This is a genomic window from Methyloglobulus morosus KoM1, assembly GCF_000496735.2.
Lineage (GTDB): Bacteria > Pseudomonadota > Gammaproteobacteria > Methylococcales > Methylomonadaceae > Methyloglobulus > Methyloglobulus morosus.
In genome coordinates this window covers 24,032-46,458 of the sequence record NZ_AYLO01000008.1, presented here as the reverse complement: position 1 = coordinate 46,458, position 22,427 = coordinate 24,032, and the positions used below count along the sequence as shown (strand labels likewise).

General features: G+C 49.0%; 17 protein-coding genes. 8 read left to right on the top strand and 9 right to left on the bottom strand.

Translation table 11 applies throughout. The features are described from left to right. Nucleotides 1-19 precede the first annotated feature (19 nt). From MGMO_RS00980 to folP, 8 genes are all read right to left on the bottom strand, one after another. Nucleotides 20-1,864: an Hsp70 family protein gene (locus MGMO_RS00980; protein WP_023493137.1), complete on the bottom strand. Its 1,845-nt coding sequence runs from the start codon at nucleotides 1,862-1,864 to the stop codon at nucleotides 20-22. Between the two features lie 50 nt (nucleotides 1,865-1,914). Next, nucleotides 1,915-2,595 (bottom strand): DUF2760 domain-containing protein, encoded by a 681-nt coding sequence (locus MGMO_RS00975; RefSeq protein WP_023493136.1) that lies wholly within the window; start codon nucleotides 2,593-2,595, stop codon nucleotides 1,915-1,917. Then, nucleotides 2,592-2,987 (bottom strand): hypothetical protein, encoded by a 396-nt coding sequence (locus MGMO_RS00970; RefSeq protein WP_023493135.1) that lies wholly within the window; start codon nucleotides 2,985-2,987, stop codon nucleotides 2,592-2,594. The genes MGMO_RS00975 and MGMO_RS00970 overlap by 4 nt, the downstream gene beginning before the upstream one ends. 159 nt (nucleotides 2,988-3,146) lie before the next feature. Beyond that, nucleotides 3,147-3,674: a peptide deformylase gene (gene def / locus MGMO_RS00965; RefSeq protein ID WP_023493134.1), complete on the bottom strand. Its 528-nt coding sequence runs from the start codon at nucleotides 3,672-3,674 to the stop codon at nucleotides 3,147-3,149. Then, a complete protein-coding gene (ppk1, locus tag MGMO_RS00960; protein WP_036306439.1) occupies nucleotides 3,671-5,782 on the bottom strand; it encodes a polyphosphate kinase 1 in 2,112 nt (703 codons plus the stop codon). The genes def and ppk1 overlap by 4 nt, the downstream gene beginning before the upstream one ends. 10 nt (nucleotides 5,783-5,792) lie before the next feature. After that, nucleotides 5,793-6,452: a class I SAM-dependent methyltransferase gene (locus tag MGMO_RS00955; RefSeq protein ID WP_023493132.1), complete on the bottom strand. Its 660-nt coding sequence runs from the start codon at nucleotides 6,450-6,452 to the stop codon at nucleotides 5,793-5,795. After that, on the bottom strand, nucleotides 6,452-7,354 hold the full coding sequence (locus MGMO_RS00950; protein WP_023493131.1) for a 1-aminocyclopropane-1-carboxylate deaminase/D-cysteine desulfhydrase: 903 nt from the start codon (nucleotides 7,352-7,354) through the stop codon (nucleotides 6,452-6,454). The genes MGMO_RS00955 and MGMO_RS00950 overlap by 1 nt, the downstream gene beginning before the upstream one ends. 14 nt (nucleotides 7,355-7,368) lie before the next feature. Next, nucleotides 7,369-8,160: a dihydropteroate synthase gene (gene folP, locus MGMO_RS00945; protein ID WP_036306438.1), complete on the bottom strand. Its 792-nt coding sequence runs from the start codon at nucleotides 8,158-8,160 to the stop codon at nucleotides 7,369-7,371. Between the two features lie 100 nt (nucleotides 8,161-8,260). Between folP and MGMO_RS00940 the strand changes: the two genes are divergently transcribed. From MGMO_RS00940 to MGMO_RS00920, 5 genes are read left to right on the top strand one after another with little or no spacing between them, the layout of a single operon-like run. Next, complete coding sequence (locus MGMO_RS00940) at nucleotides 8,261-8,797, top strand: flavoprotein (protein ID WP_023493129.1); 537 nt, start codon at nucleotides 8,261-8,263, stop codon at nucleotides 8,795-8,797. After that, entirely contained in the window at nucleotides 8,794-10,179 is a 1,386-nt protein-coding gene (locus MGMO_RS00935) for a DUF6513 domain-containing protein (protein WP_023493128.1), read from the top strand. Before MGMO_RS00940 ends, MGMO_RS00935 begins: the two co-directional genes overlap by 4 nt. Further along, a complete protein-coding gene (locus MGMO_RS00930) occupies nucleotides 10,176-10,739 on the top strand; it encodes a DUF447 domain-containing protein (protein WP_023493127.1) in 564 nt (187 codons plus the stop codon). The genes MGMO_RS00935 and MGMO_RS00930 overlap by 4 nt, the downstream gene beginning before the upstream one ends. Beyond that, nucleotides 10,736-11,419, top strand: a complete 684-nt coding sequence (locus tag MGMO_RS00925; protein ID WP_023493126.1) for a (5-formylfuran-3-yl)methyl phosphate synthase — start codon at nucleotides 10,736-10,738, stop codon at nucleotides 11,417-11,419. The genes MGMO_RS00930 and MGMO_RS00925 overlap by 4 nt, the downstream gene beginning before the upstream one ends. After that, nucleotides 11,419-14,013 (top strand): response regulator, encoded by a 2,595-nt coding sequence (locus tag MGMO_RS00920; protein WP_023493125.1) that lies wholly within the window; start codon nucleotides 11,419-11,421, stop codon nucleotides 14,011-14,013. The genes MGMO_RS00925 and MGMO_RS00920 overlap by 1 nt, the downstream gene beginning before the upstream one ends. A gap of 96 nt (nucleotides 14,014-14,109) precedes the next feature. Here MGMO_RS00920 and MGMO_RS00915 read toward each other — a convergent pair whose 3' ends face one another. Continuing rightward, entirely contained in the window at nucleotides 14,110-14,871 is a 762-nt protein-coding gene (locus MGMO_RS00915; RefSeq protein ID WP_023493124.1) for a response regulator, read from the bottom strand. 1,009 nt (nucleotides 14,872-15,880) lie between these two features. Here MGMO_RS00915 and MGMO_RS00910 point away from each other — a divergent pair. The 3 genes from MGMO_RS00910 to MGMO_RS00900 all read left to right on the top strand — a co-directional run bounded on the left by MGMO_RS00910 (nucleotide 15,881) and on the right by MGMO_RS00900 (nucleotide 22,134). After that, complete coding sequence (locus MGMO_RS00910; RefSeq protein WP_023493123.1) at nucleotides 15,881-18,397, top strand: Ig-like domain-containing protein; 2,517 nt, start codon at nucleotides 15,881-15,883, stop codon at nucleotides 18,395-18,397. A 421-nt stretch (nucleotides 18,398-18,818) separates the two neighbouring features. Continuing rightward, complete coding sequence (locus MGMO_RS00905; RefSeq protein WP_023493122.1) at nucleotides 18,819-19,553, top strand: hypothetical protein; 735 nt, start codon at nucleotides 18,819-18,821, stop codon at nucleotides 19,551-19,553. Nucleotides 19,554-19,563: 10 nt separating this feature from the next. Further along, nucleotides 19,564-22,134, top strand: a complete 2,571-nt coding sequence (locus MGMO_RS00900; protein ID WP_023493121.1) for an HYR domain-containing protein — start codon at nucleotides 19,564-19,566, stop codon at nucleotides 22,132-22,134. Nucleotides 22,135-22,427: the final 293 nt, after the last annotated feature.

Genomic DNA, 22,427 nt, shown 5'->3' with positions numbered 1-22,427 from the left:
GGATGCTGGCGTTTGATGCTTATTCCCCCGACCTGACATCAAATTCAATCTTCCAACGGGAGTTATCTTTTTGGGAAACGGCTTGCAGCTCGAGCGTACCGATTTCCGTGACGGCTGCGCACAAATGGACGGGAACAATATCTCCGGCATTACGGCCTTCTTTGGCTAAGGTGATTTCGATTTCAGCCAGTTCCGACAGTTCGTCTCGACTCCAGCGGTTTAAGCGGGTGCCAACCCGGTCTGACCGACGGCTGGTCGATGCAAAAAAGCGGAAACGGACAGGTTCACCAATGACTAAGCCGAATTCCTCATTGGGCAACTCTTGCTGTGTGCCTTCTTCCATGCCAAAGGGAGCGATACATAAGGCCTGGATTTCGGGCGGAATGCCCGGCACAGAAGGCATGGCGCTCTCAATGCCGACGTAATAGGAAGCCGCAGCCCCACCTTTAATGCGTACTCCCTTGCCTTTGCGGACAAAGCCGTAATAGGCCGCTCCCCTGGCAACGGCTAGGTCGAGGTCAGTTCCAGACAACAACCTGGCTGGCGGGGCTTGCTCTGCTTGCAACCAGCCATTCAATACGCTCATCATCCGGTCAGCCAAGGAATCCGCCTTTAACACGCCGCCATTAAACAGCACGGCGGTAGGATGGATGAATGTGGCATTTTCCGTCAGCCTGATGCCTTCCAATTCGCCAGTCGCATGTTGCTGTTTGGCCAGGAATGCGGCGAGATGCCTTGTGATACCCGCATCTTGGGCATACGGTAAGCCGGATGTCCTCAATCCAGTCCGGGCTCGAGTTGCAGGCCTTGCATTGGAGGCAACAATAGGCAAAAAGCCTTCCACTAAGGTGCTATTGACTTCATCGCGGGTCAGTTCCGTCCGTAATGTGCCGCCAATTAACGAAGAACCTCGATTCGCAATGACTATGGGGGCGACATCCATCGTCATGTTATTGAGCAGCTTTTCTTTCGCATCTCGGCAGCTATGGGTCAATGCCTGAAATTGCCAGGGTTGCAAAGGGTTTTCTTCTGTCTCGACTTTGGTTTTCACGGTATAGGCCAGTGCCAAATCCATGTTATCCCCGCCGAGCAGGATATGGTCGCCAATCGCCACACGGGTCAACTCCAGGTTGCCGTCATTCTCTGTGACGGCGATTAAGGATAAGTCGGTCGTGCCGCCGCCGATGTCAATGACAAGAATAACATCCCCAACATGAACTTGCTTGCGCCAATCTTTGCTGCTTTTTTCAATCCAGCTATAAAATGCCGCTTGCGGTTCTTCCAATAGGATGGCATGGCCTAAGCCAACGGTCCTAGCCGCTTCGACAGTGAGCTCCCGCGCTGCCGGATCAAACGATGCGGGGACGGTAATCACAAGATCTTGCTGTTCCAGCGGCGCATCGGGGTGTTGGTGCTGCCACGCGCTTTTAAGGTGCTGCAAATAAGCGACGGTCGCCTGAAAAGGCGAGATGCGTTCGACTTCTTCTGGCGCATCGGGCGGCAATATCGGCGCTTTGCAATCCACACCGGAATGGCACAGCCAACTTTTGGCACTGGACACGAGGCGGATAGGGGTCTTGCTGCCCAAATTACGGGCAATTTCACCCACCAGATGTTGCGGTTTGCTCGTCCAAGGCAGGATGGCTGCGCCATTGGCAAGTTCTGCGGCATGGGCTTGATAGATAAAAGAAGGCAATTGGAGCTTGTCTTCAACCGTGCCTGGAGCGGTAAGCTGCGAAATCGGCATGACTTGTTGGGAAAATTCATCCTGTTCCAAGCTGGCTAGATTGGCATAAGACATGACGCAATGCGTGGTGCCTAAATCAATTCCGACGGTATATTTTGGTCTGATAGGGCTATTCATCAATAAATTATGGCAGTTAGTTGAATGGAATTGCGTGAAAATAGCGATGCTTACAATTCAATTTCTGCAGCCGCAACAATATGGGGGTTATGTCCCTGTGTGAGTTTGGGTAAGCGCACCTCAGTCACTTGCCATCCTTTATGGACTAGGCTGCCAGTAAACGGTGCAGCGCCCACAATATTGCCGGTCAACCGAATCGCCGTGGCATCAAAACCGACAGGTACGGTAATATTGCTGCCTTCCTGCTCTGTTCGGATAGGCGCAAGGCTGAAGTGCGCATTGAGGGCCTTATTGCAGCCATCATGCACCACCCGTGCGGCAACACCAATATCGGCATCACTATAAGCCGTGATGTCTTCTTTGATGAAGTCGATAAACCGAGCTTCTTTTTGCAGCAAGCCCAATACTTGCAGGGCGGCATCCGGCGTGTATTCCTTAAGGACTACAGGTTCCGGTGTGGGTGCAGGCACGATTTTCTCGACCTCTATGATTTTCTCGATAATTTTTACCGTAGGTTCAGCGGGTTGTGCGTGAATCGGTTGGACGGTCGCGGGTTCGGCTACTGTCTTATTCATGCTTCGGCTAAATAATAGCAACAACAGTAGCAAGATGATAACAGCCATCAAGGCCACCACGGTACCTGCCAAACACACATGCCATAAGTCAAATGTGGTCGGCCTTAAGGTCAAATCGACGGAGAAAGTGCTCATTAACGACTCTATGTAAGTCATGGCTTTACCGCGCCACGGCCAGCTTGGGCAAAGATCAATTCCTGCAACAATTTTCGGGTCGTCTGGATACGGACTTGCCGCAAATGGCGGTCTGCCATCACGGCAGGCACTTTTTCTGTCAAATAAGTCTCGCGCATTTTACCCAGCATGGGTTCGCACAGCTTTAAGATCTCTTCCGTTGCTTTGCGGCTGTCCATGTCCAAAAAAGCGGTTTTTTGCATTTGCCCACCGATACATTTTTTATATTCATATTTTGCTTCCTGGATTTTCTTGATGGTGGCATCAGAAATAGTCGTATTTTGCCATTCATCAGTCGATGTTTCGGCTTCTGCGATAACTAAAAAAAATAGTGAAGCAAATAACAGTGCGCTAGTTATAAAGGCTGTCTTCATGAGTTCCTCTTGATAAAGCAATAATCTATATTAGGGTAATTTTACTCGAAGTTGCGGTGAGTGTGAGGGCTATCGTCGCAATAGGCCATGACGGAGGAATATAAACTGTATTATCAATAGGGTAGGGTTAAGCGGTTTCGTCAGTCAGCCAAAATAATTTCAATGAGGGAACAGTTTCAAATACTCACTTTCAGAGATAATGTCTGTTGAACATTCCACTCGATCCAGGTAAATCTTGCCTTCCAGGTGGTCGGCCTCATGCTGGAAGATCCGGGCGACAAAACCTTCCAGTTGCGTTTCAATACGGTAGCCTTGCTCATCGGCATATTTTACCTCAATGGATTTAAAGCGCGGCACTAGGGCGCGTATGCCGGGAACGCTTAAGCAACCTTCCCAGTCTTTTTCTTTCTCATCCGAGAGGGGTTCGAACACGGGATTGATCATAACGGTCGGCTGCATTAATGGTGCGCTGGGATAACGATCAGTCGGCCTTGATGCAACAATGATGATTCGCTTGAGTTGGCTGATTTGCGGCGCGGCAAGCCCTACACCTTGGGTCGTCGCCAAGGCGGCTTGCATGGCTTTGATGATTTGCCGGATGTCGGGATTATCGACATGCTCGACAATCTCAGCCTGTTGCCGCAGTACTGTTGCACCCAGTTGGGCGATTTCGCAGGTTTGTGTCATGGCTGGTTTTGTAGCTCTTGCATAAGCACTGTCTGTGCCTGGATGGCGGCTTCATTCCTTTTACGATGATTTTGTTTATAACTCCCGTTTGCTTGTAGCGACCAAGATTGGCTGTTATCACTTAGGTAGGTATCCAGGTCATGCAAAATCCTATTATGTAAGCGTTTGCTTTCAATGGGAAAACAAGCTTCCACACGTTGGAACATATTGCGGTTCATCAAGTCTGCGCTGGCAGCATAAACTTCCCAGTTACCGTCATTCGCAAAGGCATAGACACGGGCATGTTCCAGGAAACGGCCGATAATGGAACGGACTTCTATGTTTTCCGATACCCCTGGAATGCCTGGCTTAAGGCAACAAATACCGCGAATGATGAGTTTTATTTTAACGCCCGCTTGCGAAGCGCGGTACAACGCCTGGATAATTTGTTCTTCAACGATGGCATTTGCCTTAAAGATGATTTTGGCGGCTTTACCTGCCTGGGCGTATGCAATTTCCCGTTCAATCTTTTCGATAATGCCGCTGTGTAGGGTAAAGGGAGATTGCAGCAATTTATTGAGTTTACTGACTTTACCTAAACTGGTCAATTGTGCGAATACCCGCCGTACATCTTCGCCCAGGTCTTTATCGCAGGAAAATAAACCATAATCCGTATACAGCAACGCTGTTTTGGGGTGGTAATTCCCCGTACCTAAGTGCACGTAATTGCGTAATTCTTTGCCTTCCCGCTTTAGTACCAGGCACATTTTGGCGTGGGTTTTATAGCCGACCACGCCGTACACGACATGCACGGCAGCTTCTTGGAGCTTGGCGGCCAAGCTGATATTGTCTTTCTCGTCAAACCGCGCCCTGAGTTCAATGACAACTGTCACTTCCTTCCCCGCCATCGCTGCTTTTATCAGGGCATTAACTATCGGTGATTCAGCACCAGTACGGTAAAGCGTTTGTTTGATTGCCAGCACATCCGGCGCAACTGCCGCTTGGCGAAGGAACTCAACGACGGGCGAAAAGGATTCAAATGGATGGTGCAGTAAAATATCCTGTTTTTTGATAACTGCAAAAATGTCGGTGTTTCGGCTGAATTGTAAAGGGGTCGTCGGCTTGAAAGACGCAAATTTCAAGTCTGGACGACCTACCAGCGCAATAATTTCCTGTAAGCGGTTAAGGTTGACAGGGCCATCCACCAAGAACAGCCGATCCTTGGTCATTTCAAAGCGGTCAAGTAAGAAACTGACCGTTTCATCGGGGCAATTGGCATCAATCTCCAGGCGCACTTCGTCCCCGTAATTGCGCGTGGCCAATTCGCCTTGCACTGCGAGCAGTAAGTCGTCTATAGCATCGTCATCAACAAAAAAATCACTGTTTCGCGTTACCCTGAATTGATAGCAGCCCTTAACATGCATACCATTAAACAGCTCGCCCACAAAAGCATGGATAATCGACGACAAGAACACGAAATCGGTAGGCCCACTTTGGGTTTCTTCTGCAGGAAATTGAATGATGCGCGGCAATGATCGGGGGGCTTGCAAAATAGCGCGTCCACTGTTGCGGCCAAACGCATCCTTGCCCGTCAACGAGATGATGAAGTTTAAGCTCTTGTTTAATATCCGGGGGAAAGGATGGGCGGAATCTAATCCGACGGGGGATAAAATAGGCAACAACTGATCGCTGAAGTACGTTTGCAGCCATTGATGTTGCGCTTCCGTCCAGTCAGTGCGACGAATAAAGCGGATATTTTCTTGTTTAAGTTTAGGGATCAATAGTTCATTGAGTACCCGATATTGCTCAGTCACCAATTCATGGGCGTTAACGGAAATCAGCTCTAACTGTTCATGGGGGTTTAAGCCATCCTGCCCAGTCGCTTTGGGGTCTATCGCCTCCATCTGGATAACGCCAGCAACCCGGACTTCGTAGAATTCATCGAGATTGGAGCACGAGATGCACAGGTAATTTAGCCGCTCCAGTAATGGGACGTTTTCATCTTTCGCTTGTGCCAATACGCGTTTGTTGAACTCCAGTAGGCTGAGTTCACGGTTGATATAGAATTCCGGCCTTTGCAGGTCGATAATCTGTAATGTCTCTTTCGGTGCTACAGTCAGGTTTGCCATAAATTGCCCATCAGTTTGCAATGCCCGATAAAAAAACATGCCGGTCGCTGACTTGTTCGATAGCTAGCGGTAACTCTGCAAAAGCCAATTGCTTGTCGATTTCTTCAAGGCTAAATGCCGCCAACAAGGAATTATAAAAATCCCGCTGCAATATTTTCGGTTCGTCTATAGCGTACATTTCCACTAGCGTTTTTGCCATTTTTTTTGAAACGGGCCTAAGCAAATCCATCACAACTATGCGCGTACCGGGTGCTGAACACTTTTTGATGAGTTGCCAAAGCACTTGCGGATTCGGTAAGTGATGTAACAAACTGTTGCTGAAAATAATGTCGTAACTGGATTCGGGTAATACGGTATCAGGTAACTTGCCGTGTATGAAGTTAAGTCTAAGTTGTAACACAGGATCAATCGAATTTAACGCATAATCTATCATGGGTTTGGAGCCGTCAACAGCATCAATTTTACTAAATGGGAAAGCTGAAGCAAATCGTCGGCTGATGTCCCCTGAGCCGCAGCCTAAATCCAGCGCCTTGCCATTGAATGTCGGTTCATTTACAAAGGTTTTAAGTCGTTGTAAAAAATCATTATGCGGCTTTTCAAAATCAGCTTGCGCATAAGCGATCACTTGGTCCACGTCTTCCATTAACTCAAGTTCTAATATTCTTTGCATCAGGCGTAGCCCCGGTTTCCTTGTAATCCTCCTGTATGCAACGCAATAATACGCTGTCCCGGCTTAAAATAGCCTTTTGCAATCAGGTCATAGAGGCCGTACAACATTTTTCCGGTGTACACGGGATCTAGAGGGATGGATGTTTTTTGCGTAAAGGCATGCATAAATGACGTTAATTCTAGGCTAGTGTTGGCAAATCCACCACAATGATAATCCAGAATTATTTCCCAATTATTACTGTTTTTTGACAATAAAGATTTCACGTCAGGCTGTAAAAAATCGGCGTGTTTTAATGCGGCGAAACCTAATGCGGATTGTCGTCCAGGAACGGCATCGATTAAGCCGGCTAAGGTTACGCCCGTTCCACATGCTACGCATAAGGTGTCGTATTCAATGTCAATTTCATTGACCAATTCAGCCATGCCTTTGAGTGCAAGGTGGTTTGCCCCGCCTTCCGGTAGCCAAAATTCGTTGGGCTTGATGTCGGGCAAGTCTTGCCAATCCCTATAATTTCTGTAATGCCGAAATTCTGTGCGGGAGATAAACCTAAGCTCCATGCCCCAATTCTGCATATCTTGCAGGGTAGGGGTTAACAGGGCCGGTTTTTCGCCGCGAATGATGCCAATGGTTTTCAGCCCGAGGATTTTGCCCGTATACGCCAAGGCGTGCAGGTGGTTTGAATAGGTGCCACCCATGCTGATCAGGGTGTCCGCGCCTAAAGACAAGGCATGATCCAGGTTGTATTTGAGCTTACGCCATTTGTTGCCGGAAATTATAGGATGCAACAGGTCGTCCCGTTTTATCCATAAGCTGACTTGATAATCATCCAGGAGGGGATCGTCAATTTTAGTCAGGACGGATAAGCCGAAGCTTTGTTCCAGTTTAACCAGTTCTGGGTGCATTCGGTTGTTTTGAGTTAAAGGCTCTGCTTAATCGCCCAAGCCACATCTGCTGCTTGCCGATTTTCCTTCACATCATGTACCCGAAACAGCTTTACGCCTGCCATTACGCCTAGTGCAGTGGTGACGGCGGTTGCGGTGACCAGTTCGGAAGGCTCGGCGACATTGCAGATCGCGCCCATAAACCGTTTGCGGCTTGTCCCCAACAGCACGGGGAATCCGAGTTCGACGAATTTATCAAGATTTGCCAATAAATCGAGGTTATCTTGCCTGCGCTTACCAAAGCCAATGCCAGGGTCGATTAAGATATTTTCTTTATGAATGCCCGCCGCTAGGGCAGCAGAAACCCTTGATTGTAGAAAATCAAGGATTTCCGATACCACCTTATCGTAATGAGGGTTATCCTGCATCGTAAGCGACGTTCCTAACCTATGCATAAGGATGATAGGGACTGACCTTTTGGCGGCCAAAGCTAGAATATCGGGGTCATCCTGCCCCGCCGAGACATCGTTAATAAGATTGGCGCCTGCATCTAATGCGGCTTCTGCCACGGGGCTTAGGGTTGTATCGATGCTAATCAGCCTGTCATTGGTGAACTGTTTGCGAATGGCGAGGATAATAGGAATGACGCGCCGCACTTGCTCCTCCGAACTGATCGGGCCAGAGCCAGGGCGTGTGGATTCGCCGCCGATGTCGATGATATCGGCCCCTTCCGCCAACATGCGTCCAACTTGTCGTACTGCCGCATCGGTGCGGACATATTGGCCGCCGTCGGAAAAGCTGTCAGGGGTTACATTTAAAATGCCCATAATCAGCGGTTTTTGTCTTTCGTTAAAGTCCACTCGATTTTCCTGTGTGCGTTGTCCAAGCTACCTTATAATAAAAGGACTATTCCTACTTGTTGTTGTCATGAGTAAACCCCGTCTGGCCTGGGCGATTACCGGTTCTGGTCATTATATAGAAGAATGCCTGGACTTTTTGCTGACCTTGCAGGATGTGGATGTCTATATCAGTCCGGCGGGCGAGGAAGTGCTGAAAATGTACGGCATTAGTTTGGATGCAGTGCGGGCTATACATCCGGTTTATCGTGACAAGACGGCCTCCTCTCCGCCCGTCGGCCTGTTTTACAAAGGCTATTACCATACCTTCGTGATGGCACCCGCCACCTCGAATACGATTGCCAAGTGCGTACTGGGTATTGCCGACAATCTGGTGACTAACCTCTACTCACAGGCAGGGAAGTGCAAAGTGCCGTGCATTGTCTATCCTTGCGATATTGCTCCGGAAATGGAAACGACGGCACCGGGTGGGAAAGTGATGGTTTATCCGCGCAAAATCGATTTGGAAGGCACGGAAAAAATACGCAGTTTTGAATACACCACCGTCGTGGAAAGCGTTGAAGAATTGATCGACACGGTTAAACAACGGCTAGCGGCATTGGCATGAGCGAGCATCTACTTTTTCTCACCGGCAGGTTGGCAGAAAAGCAATTGCGTGGCATCCTGAAAAAAATGCAGCCAGAATTTACCTATACGGTTCATCAACTTGGCGTTAAAGTCGCCGCCCTGATAACGACAGACATGATCCTTCGCCGATTAAAAGATACCTTCGGCGCAAACCGCATTATCATCCCGGGTCGCTGCCGTGGCGATGTTGGGGCTTTGGCGAAAGAACTGGATGTGACGGTAGAAAGGGGGCCGGATGAGCTCAAGGATTTGCCCCAGTATTTCGGCAAGGCGGCACATCAATACGATTTAAACCGCTATAACGTCAAGATTTATGCCGAAATTGTTGATGCGCCCCATATTGGCATCGAAGAAATTGTCAAACGCGCTAACTATTACAAAAAAAATGGTGCGGACGTTATCGACATCGGCTGTTTGCCGAGCACGGATTTTCCGCACATGGAAGAGGCAATCCAGGCACTCAAACGACAAGGATTCATTGTCAGTATCGATTCACTAAACAGCGACGACTTGCTTCGAGGTGGAAAGGCAGGGGCTGATTATCTCCTCAGCCTGCACGAAAATACATTGTGGATCGCCGATGAAGTCGCTGCAACGCCGATTTTGATTCCTGAAACGCATGAAGATTTAGCGTCGCTCGACCGTGCAATTTCGGTCATGCAAGGCAAAAATCGCCCATTCATCGTCGATCCCATCCTCGATCCCATCCATTTCGGCTTTACCGAGTCCATCGTGCGCTATCATGAGGTCAGGAAGCGGCATCCCGAAATTGAGATCATGATGGGTGTGGGCAACATCACCGAATTGACCCATGCCGATACGGCTGGGATGAATGCCTTGTTGTTGGGGATTTGTTCGGAACTCAACATTAACCAAATCCTTGCCACCGAAGTCAGTCGTCATGCGTGCCGCGCCGTCAAAGAATCCGATATTGCACGGCGTATTATGTTTGCGGCTAAAGAGCAAGACACCTTGCCTAAGCATATCGACTCTAGCCTGATGGCCTTGCACGAGACCTCGCCGTTTCCTTATTCGGCGGATGAAATCAAGGAACTGGCTGGCCAGATTACCGATCCTAGCTACCGCATCCAAACCAGCACTGAGGGCATCCATCTCTTTAACCGGGACGGATTCCATACGGCGAGCGACCCGTTTGATCTTTACCCCAAGTTGGCAGTGGCGAATGATCCTGGGCATGCCTTTTATTTAGGTGTGGAATTGGCACGGGCTGAGATTGCCTGGCAATTAGGCAAGCGGTTCAATCAAGACCAGCGGCTGGATTGGGGTTGTGCCAGCGACAGCGCCGAGCAAACCGTTGACCTGCACAGTTTTAAACCTGCCGGGACTACCTTAAAAAAATGATACTGGAAACCATCGTCATTACCCAAAATAATGAAGGGACTGTCCACATCGCCCCGATGGGCATCCATGAGGAGGGGGCTCACCTTATTGTCTTGCCCTTCCGGCCATCGACCACACTGAACAATTTTTTGGAAACGAAGGTGGGCGTTATCAATTATTGCGATGATGTGCGGGTGTTTGCGGGATGTTTGACCGGACACCGTGATTGGCCGCTGAAACCTGCACAAGTTATCCCAGGTAAGGTCTTGGAGTGTGCATTGGCGCATACTGAAGTAGAAATCGAAAGGGTTGAAGAGGATTCCACTCGACCCAAATTATTTTGCAGGCCTGTAAATACGGTTAACCATAGGCCTTTTACGGGTTTCAATCGCGCCCAGTTTTCAGTCCTGGAAGCCGCCATTTTAATTAGCCGATTGGACATGTTGCCGTTAGAAAAAATTGAATCGGAAATGGATTATTTACGCATTGGCTTGGAAAAAACCGCAGGCGAGCGCGAGTGGGAAGCCTGGGGCTGGCTCATGGATGCGCTCGATCATCACAAAAGGAATGCAAAGATATGACCGGAATGCTAGCCAGTGTGAACAGCGTGGATGAAGCGAGGCTGGTATTGGCGGAAAATGTCGCTATCATTGACCTCAAAGAACCCGCATTGGGTTCGTTGGGCGGGCTGGATATTAAATTGGTAAAGGAAATTGTCAACATTATTGGTCATCAATGCCCGGTCAGTGCAACGATTGGCGACTTGCCCATGCAATCTGGGTTAATTTTTAATGCCGTAAAAGAAATGGCGGAAACAGGTGTTAACTATATCAAAATCGGCTTTTCTCCAGACGAAAATCAACAGGAAGTCATTGAAAAATTAACTCAATTGACTTCAACTATTAACTTGATCGCCGTCTTATTTGCGGACACAAACCCCGATTTCGGCTTAATAGACCGCCTTGTTGAGGCAGGTTTAAAGGGGATCATGCTCGATACCCAAGATAAAACCAAGGGTTCATTGACAGGAATCATGGCTCGAAGCGAGATCGGGCGTTTTGTCGCCCACGTTAAAACCAAGCAGGTCCTCTGTGGCCTTGCGGGTTCCTTAAAGTTGGAAGACATTGCCCTATTGATGCCTTATCAACCTGATTACTTGGGCTTTAGGGGGGCATTATGCGACCAAAACGATAGGGTAGGGCATCTAAATCTCCGGCGTGTCCAGGCTATCAAGCAAAACATTTCTGAATATTCTTCCTGATGCCAAATAGCTCGCCGTTCATCCAATTTGGTAAAAGTCTTATCTTAATTGGTATGGTTGCGGGTCTATATATCCTGTTGGGCCTATTAGGTTTGCTCGTTAGGCTTCCTTCTGAGCACTTAGGTATCCTGATGCCATCGGCTGGKTTGGCATTGGCGGCGACATTACTGTTTGGGATACGGATTTTGCCCGCTGTCGCTATAGGCAATTTCTGTGTTAGTGCCTGGGCTTTCGATTTTGATCCTGAGTTTTTGCTTTTCTATGCCGCCAGCGCTATTGGGGCAGCCCTATCGGCATGTTTGGGGGCGGGCCTTATACGTCGGGTGATCGGATTTCCCAATCCTCTGATAGAGGGTCGGAGCATCATGCTTTTTATGGGCTTGGGCGGGCCGGTCAGTTGCCTAGTCTCTGCGGGTATTGGTGTTGCGGCAATGTACCGCTTAGGAATTGTTGCCTTGCCCGACGTTTCGCTCGCTTGGTTAAGTTGGTGGGTGGCCGACGTATTGGGCGTACTTATTTTTACGCCGCTTATCCTGATACTTCTTGCCCAGCCGCGACATATCTGGCATCAACGGCGTGCTACCGTCGGCTTGCCCATTTTGTCGACGTTTGCGTTAGTCATCGCCCTGTTTTTTTACCTGGACAGCATTACCCAGAAGCAATACGAACAACAATTAAAAGAAAAAGCCATTACCTTGTCCCAGGCATTAAAAAACAGGGTAAAAGAAGACCTGTCTGAACTTCAAGCTGTAAGGAGTTTCTTGCTTGGTTTGAAATCAATAGAGCCGCAAAAGTTTTCACAATTAGCCAAACAAATGCTCATGCCGTACAAAGAGATGCAGGCTATCAATTGGGTGAATAATATAGAAGGCAAAGAAGAAAAAAACCAATACCTAATCCCACTTAACGATCAAGCGACCAGTAAATCGGAAAATTCGTGGGCAATTCCTCTTGATGTCAGGAAAAAATTGCAGACAAACCCGCAAGCCGCCAAGGCCGAATTCCTGGTTTCGGAGCGGAACAGCTTTAAATTGCTTATTCCCGTTCTCAATGAGTTTAGCCAGGACAAGAAAGCGTTGGGCGTAATCATTTTGGATTTATCGATGGAAGGCTTGGTCCAGCAAGCGTTTGCCGAGTTGAATACGGCTCATTGTGCGTTGATGATTAGCACACCCCACCAAGATTCCTTACCGGAAAGATCAGTTATTTACGGCGATATCGGCAATAAAGACCAAATGCTTTACCAAACCGTTCCGATCGAGGTAGCTGGCCAAACTTGGCTGTTAAGTTTTTATCATGATTGGGGTAAGGAAAAGGCTAGCGACCATTGGTGGCCGGTAGGCTGGATAATGGTAAGTGGATTATGGTTTACCGCGATACTCGGTATCGCCCTGTTACACTTGACGGGCCGATATTTCTGCACTGAAGCCATCATAGAAGAACGCACCAAAATATTGACGGAAACCAAAACGGCTGCGGAATTGGCCAACCAAGCCAAGAATCAATTCCTGGCTAAAATCAGCCATGAATTAAGGACACCGCTGAACGGTATTTCTGGTTTCGCCCAGTTATTGGAAAAGAAACCATCCTTGGATATCGAAGATAAAAAACAGATTTCAATCATCAAACATTGCAGCGATGACCTATTGCGGCTTATTAATGATATTCTCGACATATCGGCCATAGAGACGCAACAAATAAAGTTGGAACTCAATGGCTTTAATTTTACCCCGTTGCTGACCGATAGCATTCGGATCTGTAAATTTCGGGCAGATAAGAAAGGCCTTAAACTCAACACAAAAAACTCCTGTCCCCCACGGAAATTTCAAGGCGATGAAAAGCGGATACGGCAAATCCTGGTAAACCTGATAGACAACGCCGTCAAATATACCAGTCAAGGCAGTGTAACAGTGACTGCATCTTACCAAGACGGCATCGTCGAGGTGTCCGTGGCCGACACGGGTTCTGGCATAGCGCAAAAGGATTTGGATCTGATATTTTCCCCTTTTGTGCAGATCAATAACAATAGTTTTACCCGTGAAGGTATAGGCCTTGGGTTGTCAATTACCAAAGAACTCGTCAATTTAATGGATGGTGAACTGACGGTCAGTAGTCGACTTGGCTTGGGCAGTGTTTTTACTGTTTCGTTACCCTTGCCGCTCAGTGAGAAAAGCCACGTCAAGGTTGCGTCGGATCTGCCTGATGAAACCGGCACTTTTAAGGATGCCTATGTGTTGGTAGTGGATGACAGTGAAATCAACCTTATATTTTTAGTGAGTATGTTAGAACAATTGGGATGCAGGGTTGATTCTGCCAAGAATGGACAGGAAGCCCTGGAATTGATCGGGAAAAATCCATACGACCTCGCCTTGGTGGACATTAATATGCCAGTCATGAATGGTTTAGAATTGGTGGAAAAACTTCGCAGTCAAAATTTTAGGCTTAAACTCGCCGTGGTTAGTGCTTATGCCGACGAGTCCAAGATAAGTGAAGCGCTAAATGCCGGATTTGATGCTTACATAACCAAACCGATAAAGGAATATCAGTTAGTCGAATTGATACAAGCGAGCCTAAGTCGAGGCATCCCTGATTAAGTCCTTCGGCACGTTAAGGACGAACGTAAGTCGTTGATTCCTCCCTTCTCAGCTTAGGCCAAGGGTTCAGCCCGAACGGTTTTACACATTAGCGGATCAATGGTTGATGTGCTGGGTTTGCTTGCGCGAAGTCTTCCTCCGTTCCACAATTCTCATGCCACTGGGATGGTTTATTATAATTTCAGCGGGTTGCCGTTCGATTCCATTATTGACGCTGTCCATCGTCACCCCCGCTCGGTTGGCAAATACCGTTAACTCGGCAACATTATGGATATCCAGTTTCTTCATCAAATTGTAACGGTGCGTCTCGACAGTTTTTATGCTGAGACAAAGAATATTGGCGATATCCTTGTTCTTGTTGCCTTCAGCAATCAGCTTTAGCAATTCCCTTTCACGCGTAGAAAGTTTAACGCCACAAATATTCTCAAGGACGGCTTTACCCAATCGGCAATAGCCTTGGATGACTGTCGATAAGATAGCTGGCGAGACATAATAATGGCCTGCCAATAAGTGGGGAATGGCAAACAGCAATTCTTCGGGGGCTGCGCTCTTTAAGATATAGCCGCTAGCACCGGCCTGAAAGGCCCTCACAATATTTTCTTCTGCACTTTTAGCAGTAAAAATTAAAACCTTGGTATTGCTCCAGCGTTTTTTGACTTCCTCTATCGCTTCAATTGCGTTCATGCCGAACATGATTTTATCCATAATGACCAACTCTGGGGGAGCTGTCCACGTTTGCCGAAAAAGGGCGATAGGGTCAGTGGCATGATAAACCGAAAACTCAGGGTTTCGTGATAAAAGCATCCGCAAACCCTCCCGGACAATCGCCTGATTTTCCACTATTGCAATTCTGTTCATAATTAGCCCGATTTCATTAGATAACCTAAACGATTAAGTGCGGTTGCGCATCCTATTAAATTTTGCGAAACGCCAAAATACTCCCTTGGACTACATTATCTATCTTTAAAGAAACGGGTCTATACGTACTAATACCTATGGATATATAGGCGACTTTGATTAAAAGGCTATTTGCCGAAAAATTAGGCGAGGGATTGTCGAAATTTGACTTTTCACAAGACTCGACGAGGAGTCGCTACCTTTCCCCAACTGACTTATGGCGGCAAGGCGGCTCAGTGAAAAAGCTAGACCTTAGTTTTGACTAAGGCTTTTGCCTTAGCTCATTTCAGGTGTTTTACTGACCTGGATTCAGGTCTTTTGCTTAGTTTAATTGCTTGCAGTTTTTAGTAACCTGAGCTCACGGTTAAAAACAAGGGGGATTTGCGATATATCGCCTTAACTTCAAGGATAAATTTTCTGGGTTAGGCTGAGAAGTAGCACACCGTTAGCTATGCCGTGCATGGATAAATCCCATGCGTTTTAATAATGGAAAACTTGGGTTAAGTCTTTCGACAAAACCGGAGAGTACGATAACGCGTTAATTCTGTTCGTCCTGAACCTGTCGAACCATAGCAATAATCATATTGTTCAGAGTATACCTTTAGTGTGAAGAGTAAAAGTAAAAAACCAAACCGTGCTTGAACCTGTCATTTTCTAAACACGGTTTAATTATTATGGAACATGGAGTAAAAGTCAAGCATTAAATAATCAGCGATTAATTAATTTTTGTCATCCCCGCGAATTAAGTGAATGGCGATTGATGATAGGGATTTTGAATGGATGTGGGCTAACTGCTCGAAAAGGCGGAAGTACTGAAGCCGCTTCTGATTGCTGCATTAAAAATAGTTTTCCAATTTTTACTGATGGGGATTTTAGTGAAAACAAAACTGAAAAAAGGACGTACGAGATTGGTGAAAGTCAACGGCGTTGGCATCTTTGTTCAACCTACAACGAAATAATGGAGTTTAACATGAAAAAAATTGAGTTATTGACAGGGAGAGTAAGCTCCCAAATAGGCAAAGGCCGCCTGCGCAAGGGTATCGAGATTGCGTTGGCAGGCACCATACTTGTCAGTGGCATGGCGAATGCCGTATTGCGTGACCGCGGCCCAGTAAGGTCTGTCGGCACTACCACTTTACCGGCCGATTTCTTTCCGGACTGGTACCGCGAAACTGCCGATGCAGGCGGCTTGGCGATTGGCCAATGTATCTATCAGGATGACGCAGGAAGCGGACCTTTGTGTTTGACCAGCACTGCCGATGCATTGCCTGACCGTTTTGCCGGTAATATCGGTGACGAGGCATTTTATGCGGCATCCGAAATCAATATTCCGATTACGGGCGGTGACCTGCTTTGGATTGGTAATTTTGAAATGGCCTATTTGACTGCCGACGGTTCGCCGCCGGCGGTACGCAATGCCGCAGACCCACAGGAAGTCGTATTTTCCCGTGAGCGTATCCGTATCGATTTGCCGGTAACGGGCGACAATTCTTGTGCGGGCGACTATATAGTGCGCACACCGTTTGCAGTCCATAACTTCACCATGGAAGAGGGCGGGCGCGCCCTGTTCTACACCAACGACATAACGCCTATCCCTGGGGATATGGATGCTGCGTTAAAAGGTCTCCACGGCCCTTTCCTGAAGTGGGATGTAGGTGTAGACGGTGTTAACCCAGTCAGTGCTACCAATCCTGCAATAGTATTCACCCCGCCAGTCGGCCCTGTCCGTAAGTATATCGGCGACCCCAATATTGAACACTTGTTCGTAGGTAGTACGATACCTGCAGGTCCTGGTCATCTTGAAAAGACATTCAATAACTATGTAGAAATTATTCCACCCGCAGGCTGTAACTTGGGCGCTGGCGCAGGTCAACCGCTGTTCAATGACTTGGCTGCCATCTCAGGCCCTATTTGGGATTTGCCCATCGTAGACCCAATCGCCATCACCAAGGCAACCTATGTCCGTAACGGCGCTACAGCTGCGTTGGATGTGTGGGCAGATGGCACCAAAAACCATAATGTCGTCCTGACGGCTTCAACCGATGCTTCCCAGCACTTGCCTAGCGTGACGATGCAGGAAGAAAAGGTCGCTGGCGTGGCAACAGGCCGTTATCATGCCCACCTGGAATTCGATAATGGCGCTGTTAGTTTGGCGCAAATCCCTTCCAGCGTAACCGTGACCGACCTGACCAGCAATCCGACTAACCGTTCATCAAGCGGGGTGGTGGATGCCGTGATCGTAACCAAATCTGTCTTTGAACCGGTGACTAGAAAGCTTTGTATCGCCGCGCATTCCGGTGACGAAACCAGCCCAGTACCGTTAAGCCTGAACTCACCTGCCTATGGTGCATTCGGCCCAGCAACTGGAACTTGCCCTGCCGTGGCAGTGAATGACGTGGTGCTGGATGTAGATCTGGACAATTTCAATCCGGACACCCATTTCATCCCGAAAGACGTTATCGTGCAATCTAACTTGGGCGGAAAAGAAACCAGCCAACCTGTCAGTCTAGCCGACGGCACCGCCAGCGATGCGCTTGTACTCCTAGGCGCAGTCAGTGACAGTTTCGACAATATCCAAGGTACCGGCACAACTGCTTTGGATCTGACTGGTGTGGCTTTTGATAATACACCAAGTTTGGTCAAGCTAACTGCCAGTGCAGACACCACGCCAGGAAACTTCCGCATTGTGGTGATTAGCCAGCCTAATGATGGGACTAAGCAAGTTGGTACTGTGACGGCACCTATCAGCGGCGGCACCGTGACTTATACCGCTGAAGAAGGCATGGATGCGTCTAACCTGACCTTCTACTATGCTATCCAAGATACGGTAAACAACACGGTGACCAACGTTGCCAGGGTAGACTTGAGCGTGGACAAAACCATACCACCACCCGTGGGCGTGGCTGACCGCCAAGGCGTGTTCCGTACAACTGCTGGGGCCGTTATCCCGGTCTTGGCTAATGACACGACTGGCTTGAGCGCTACGCCGATTGATATTACTTCAGTGCAAATTGCCACCCAAGGTACACGCGGGAATGCGGTTGCAAATGCCAGCGGCACCATCACCTACACACCAGTAGGCCAGGGCGCAACCGCTAATAACACCATCGACACGTTTACCTACACAGTGGCAAATACGGCTGGCGTTCGTTCAGCACCCATCACGGTACAAGTGGCCTTGAAGACAGCGGCAGAAGCGGTGGCTTTCCAACGCGTCAGGTGGAACGGTTCACGGTGGGATATCCGCTTCACCAGCACTTATGCGGGCCCGGCCGGAGCCATCACCCTGGCGCCAAGCGCACAATGCAGGTTGACTGCCAATGGCGCAGGTGGCCAAATCGGTGACATCGGCGGACCAGTTGTGCCGGGTGCCGGGACCAACGCTTACGTGAATGTTGCTAACTCACCTGCGGCTGTCGGCAACAACTACACGGTCAACTGTACTACCTCCAGCGGCGGTTCTGGTAATCGTACTGGGCAGTTGTAAGCCGATCAAGTTGGCGGAAAAAAGGGCACGGTGGTCACCTCATGTGGTGGCCACTGTGAACACTGAAACAAAGGGGCTGTAGGCAAACATGGTGTTTCGCCTGCAACCCCATACATTAAAAGAGGATGAACCAACAAAGGCTTGATTCAGGACTTTGTTTTAATGATGGCAATTTAGGTCGTTAAGTTATCAATTCAGGATAAGAAGATTGAATGGTAGGTTTCGGTCATCAAATACGAACTGAAAATTATATTATCACTCAAGTGAACTTTTAGATTGTCTTTGGGAATACACCATAGGTGCGTTGGTTTGGGGACACAAACTAAACACCATAAGGAATACGACAAGTCATTAACAATAATTGCAGGTAGCCAAGAAGGTTCATGCAGATTTTACTGCGCTTAAACTGAGGTAATACATAATGTACACAAACAAATTCACAAGAACGGTGGCGTTTGCGCTTTGCTCGGCTTTTGCCTTGCCAGCCGCAGCGGCACCGAAGCTGATCGGCGACGGCGATTTGAAGGCAGCCAAGACGAGCTACATGTTCTTCTACGCTGACCCCAAAAAAGTCAAGTTGACTACGGCGACGATCGAGGCCCAATTACAAGAGCGCCTCATTGCGGCGGGTTTAAACACAACCCCTTGCCTTATTCCGGCAGACCTTAATGCAAACAATCTGGTGTGCGGTAATGCGGTTCGATTCGGTACTGATTTCTTTTCCTTCAACAGCATCACCAATATCCCCAAACCGACCCTTCCCTTCACTGGTGCAGACAAGCAATCGGGGCTAGATCGGATCAGCCTGGAATTCGGTGTCAATGGCCGCTCTCCGGCACTTGGCCAACCCAATGAAGCGCCACGCGTTGTCCAAATCCGCTTCAACAAGCGGATCGCCCAATTCGGCATGGTCTTCGACCCGTTCATCGTCACTAACTCGCCAGATCTGCAGGAGGGCCGCGTTTCCGACGGAATACAGTTCATCGTCAACGGTCAGGCGACCCCGGTCCGTGATTTTACCCAGGAGACGCGCGGCAATATACCCTTTGTCGGTGTGGAGGACTCACATGGCTTTACCGAGTTGACCATCATCAGCACGGGCGGGGGTTCCATCATCGGTGACCAGTTCACCATTGTCCCCTTGGCTAATTTCTGAGATTACGACCATGAAAACACTACAAATAACGATTACGGCCTTGTTGGCGGTCCCGCTCGCGCTTGGTTTGCCGTTGGATGTGCTACATGCTGCCCCCCAGTACTCCATAACTGACCTGGGTACGCTCGGCGGCGCTTACAGCAGTAGTGCAGCCCTCAACGAGGCAGGTCAGGTTGCTGGCTATTCACATCTGCCCGCCAATGCTGCCCTGCACCCCTTCATTTGGCAGGAGGGTGCGGTGTTGCAAGACCTTGGCACCCTTGGCGGTACGCACGCATTGGCCTTGGGTATCAATAACGCAGGAAAAATTGTCGGCAATTCCCGGATCGCCGGCGATGCCACCAGCCATGGTTTTGTTTGGACGCTTGGAGCAATGCAAGGCTTATCGAGCTTGGGTGGCACACTTAGCCGCGCTACGGCGATTAACGACAACGGTGTGATAACCGGCGTAGCCACTGTGGCTGGCGATGTCGCCGAACATGGCGTGGTCTGGTTTAGCCCGACTGTCGCGTTACCTATCGACCTGGGCACCTTGGGCGGTGGCAATAGCCAGGGCAATGACATCAATTTTAACGGTCAAATTGCCGGCTATTCACAGACTGCCAGTCAAGTGGCACATGCCACCCTTTGGTCGCCTCCCTATACCACGCCCACGTCGGTGCAAGATTTGGGGACCCTTGGCGGCAGTTACAGCGAAGCCAACGCCGTTAATGCTTTTGGGCATGTCACTGGCGTGGCCAGTAATGCCAACGACGTCCAGATGAGAGGCTTCGTTTGGCAGGCTGGACAAGGCATGGTGGACCTGGGTGCACTGACTGCCACCAGCACCCATACGGCTGGCATTGATATCAATGCCAATGATGACGTGGTCGGTTATTCGACAACAGCAGGCGGTGCGGCCAAACGCGCCATTATCCGTAAAGCCGGTGTTCCAATAGCCGACCTCAATGGAATGATCCTGCCCAATACGGGTTGGGTGCTGTCCGAAGCCCATGCCATAAACGATGCTGGCCAGGTCATCGGTATCGGGACTTTGACGAAAGTTGACGCAGTCAACAATCTCAACGTAGTGGAACACCACGCCTTCCTGTTGTCGCCTGACCGAATAAAGCCGACGATCACTTGTCCCGCAACGGTCACTACAACCGGTGTACAGCCAATCGGCATCGGCGTTGCAGTCGCCCAGGATAACCTGGACCCAGCGCCCACAGTTACCAATAACCGCCCAGCGACCTTCCCAAATGGCGACACAACGGTAATATGGACGGCAACCGATGCTAACAGTAATACGGCTATATGCTCCCAACTGGTTAGAATAGGTGGGGACACTACACCGCCCGTGGTTAGGGTGACCGTATCTCCTGTTGCGCCGGCTGTTTCAGGCTGGTACTTAACATCACCAAGCATCGCTTGGTCAGTGAGTGACCCTGAATCCACTGTCACAAAGTCTGGTTGTATTGATCTGCTGTCTGTGTCCGATACGGTCTCATCACAGTTTTCCTGTACTGCAAGCAGTGCTGGCGGATCGACTGGGCCTGTGTCAGCCATAGTTAAGGTGGACACAGTTGCACCTGCTATCAGTCCATCGCAAGCAATTACAAGGAATGCGTCCAGTGCAGCCGGGTCTGTCGTTAACTATACCTTGCCAACGGCATCAGATTTGACTTCTGGTGTAGCAGGCGCTGTTAGTTGTACACCAGCATCGGGATCGACCTTTGGCTTAGGGAACACGACAGTCAATTGTTCGGTTAGCGACAACGCTGGGAATAGTGCCACTTCTCGCTTTGTTGTCACTGTGGCAGACCAAACCGCACCAGTGTTGGCGAATGTCCCAGCAAATATCACGGTGACTGCAAACAGCCCAGATGGCATTGCTGTTAACTATGTATTGCCGACAGCAACGGATAATGTAGACGTTAATCCATCTGTTAACTGTAGCTCTGCTTCAGGATCGATCTTCGCAGTTGGAACTACAACGGTAACTTGTTCGGCAAGTGATATTGCTGGAAACACCAATTCCGTCAGCTTTGTCGTGACAGTTGTAGCCATCGTAACCGACCAAACACCACCTGTGTTCACAAGCTGCCCGGCAACCGTTACGTTGACCCAAGGCCAACCATTGCCGCTGCTGACGGCAACGGACAATGCATCAACCCCCGTTGTCACTCGTTCGCCAGTAGGTACATTACCGCTTGGCCTCACAACAGTGGCTTGGACTGCCACCGATGGGGTAGGGCTCACGGCAACTTGTATTCAACAAGTCACAGTGAATGCGACAGTGACTGAGACGATTTCAGTGAACAGCAATAAAACGCAGTGTAAGCGGATCAATGCAACGTCGGGTGAATGGTTGGTGCAAGGTACGAGCTCCATCACCACCAGTAACAGGATCCAGCTATATAGGGCTCCAACTGTTCCGGCTAATTTGGCCAGCAACACGCTGGGTGCATCGGTTTCGGTTTCGTCTAATGGCGGTGGATGGCAGTTCCAGGCTAAACCTGGCCCGGCTTGTACATCACCCATAAGCCTGCGATCCACTGCCGGTACGGTCAAAGAAAACATAGCCGTCACTGTTCAGTAGTAGCAAAGAGAGAGACCTAATGCTGCCGCCACTAAAAAAGTGGTGGCACATAAAAGGTCTGATTGGGGTCTGATGCCCTTAATTAAGACCTAGGGAGGTAAGTTGTAAAGCCCAGTTCCGCAAGGGTCTGGGTTTTATTGAAAAGCAGTAAACCATCGGTATGGTGTATCGCCAGTCGTTGAATCGACAAATACCGATGGCTTTTTAGATATTAGATTCACCGATGCCAAGTTTGGGTGCTGCTTCTCAGTGAATTTAACTATAAAACAATATCGGTTTTGGCTTTTTTGGGA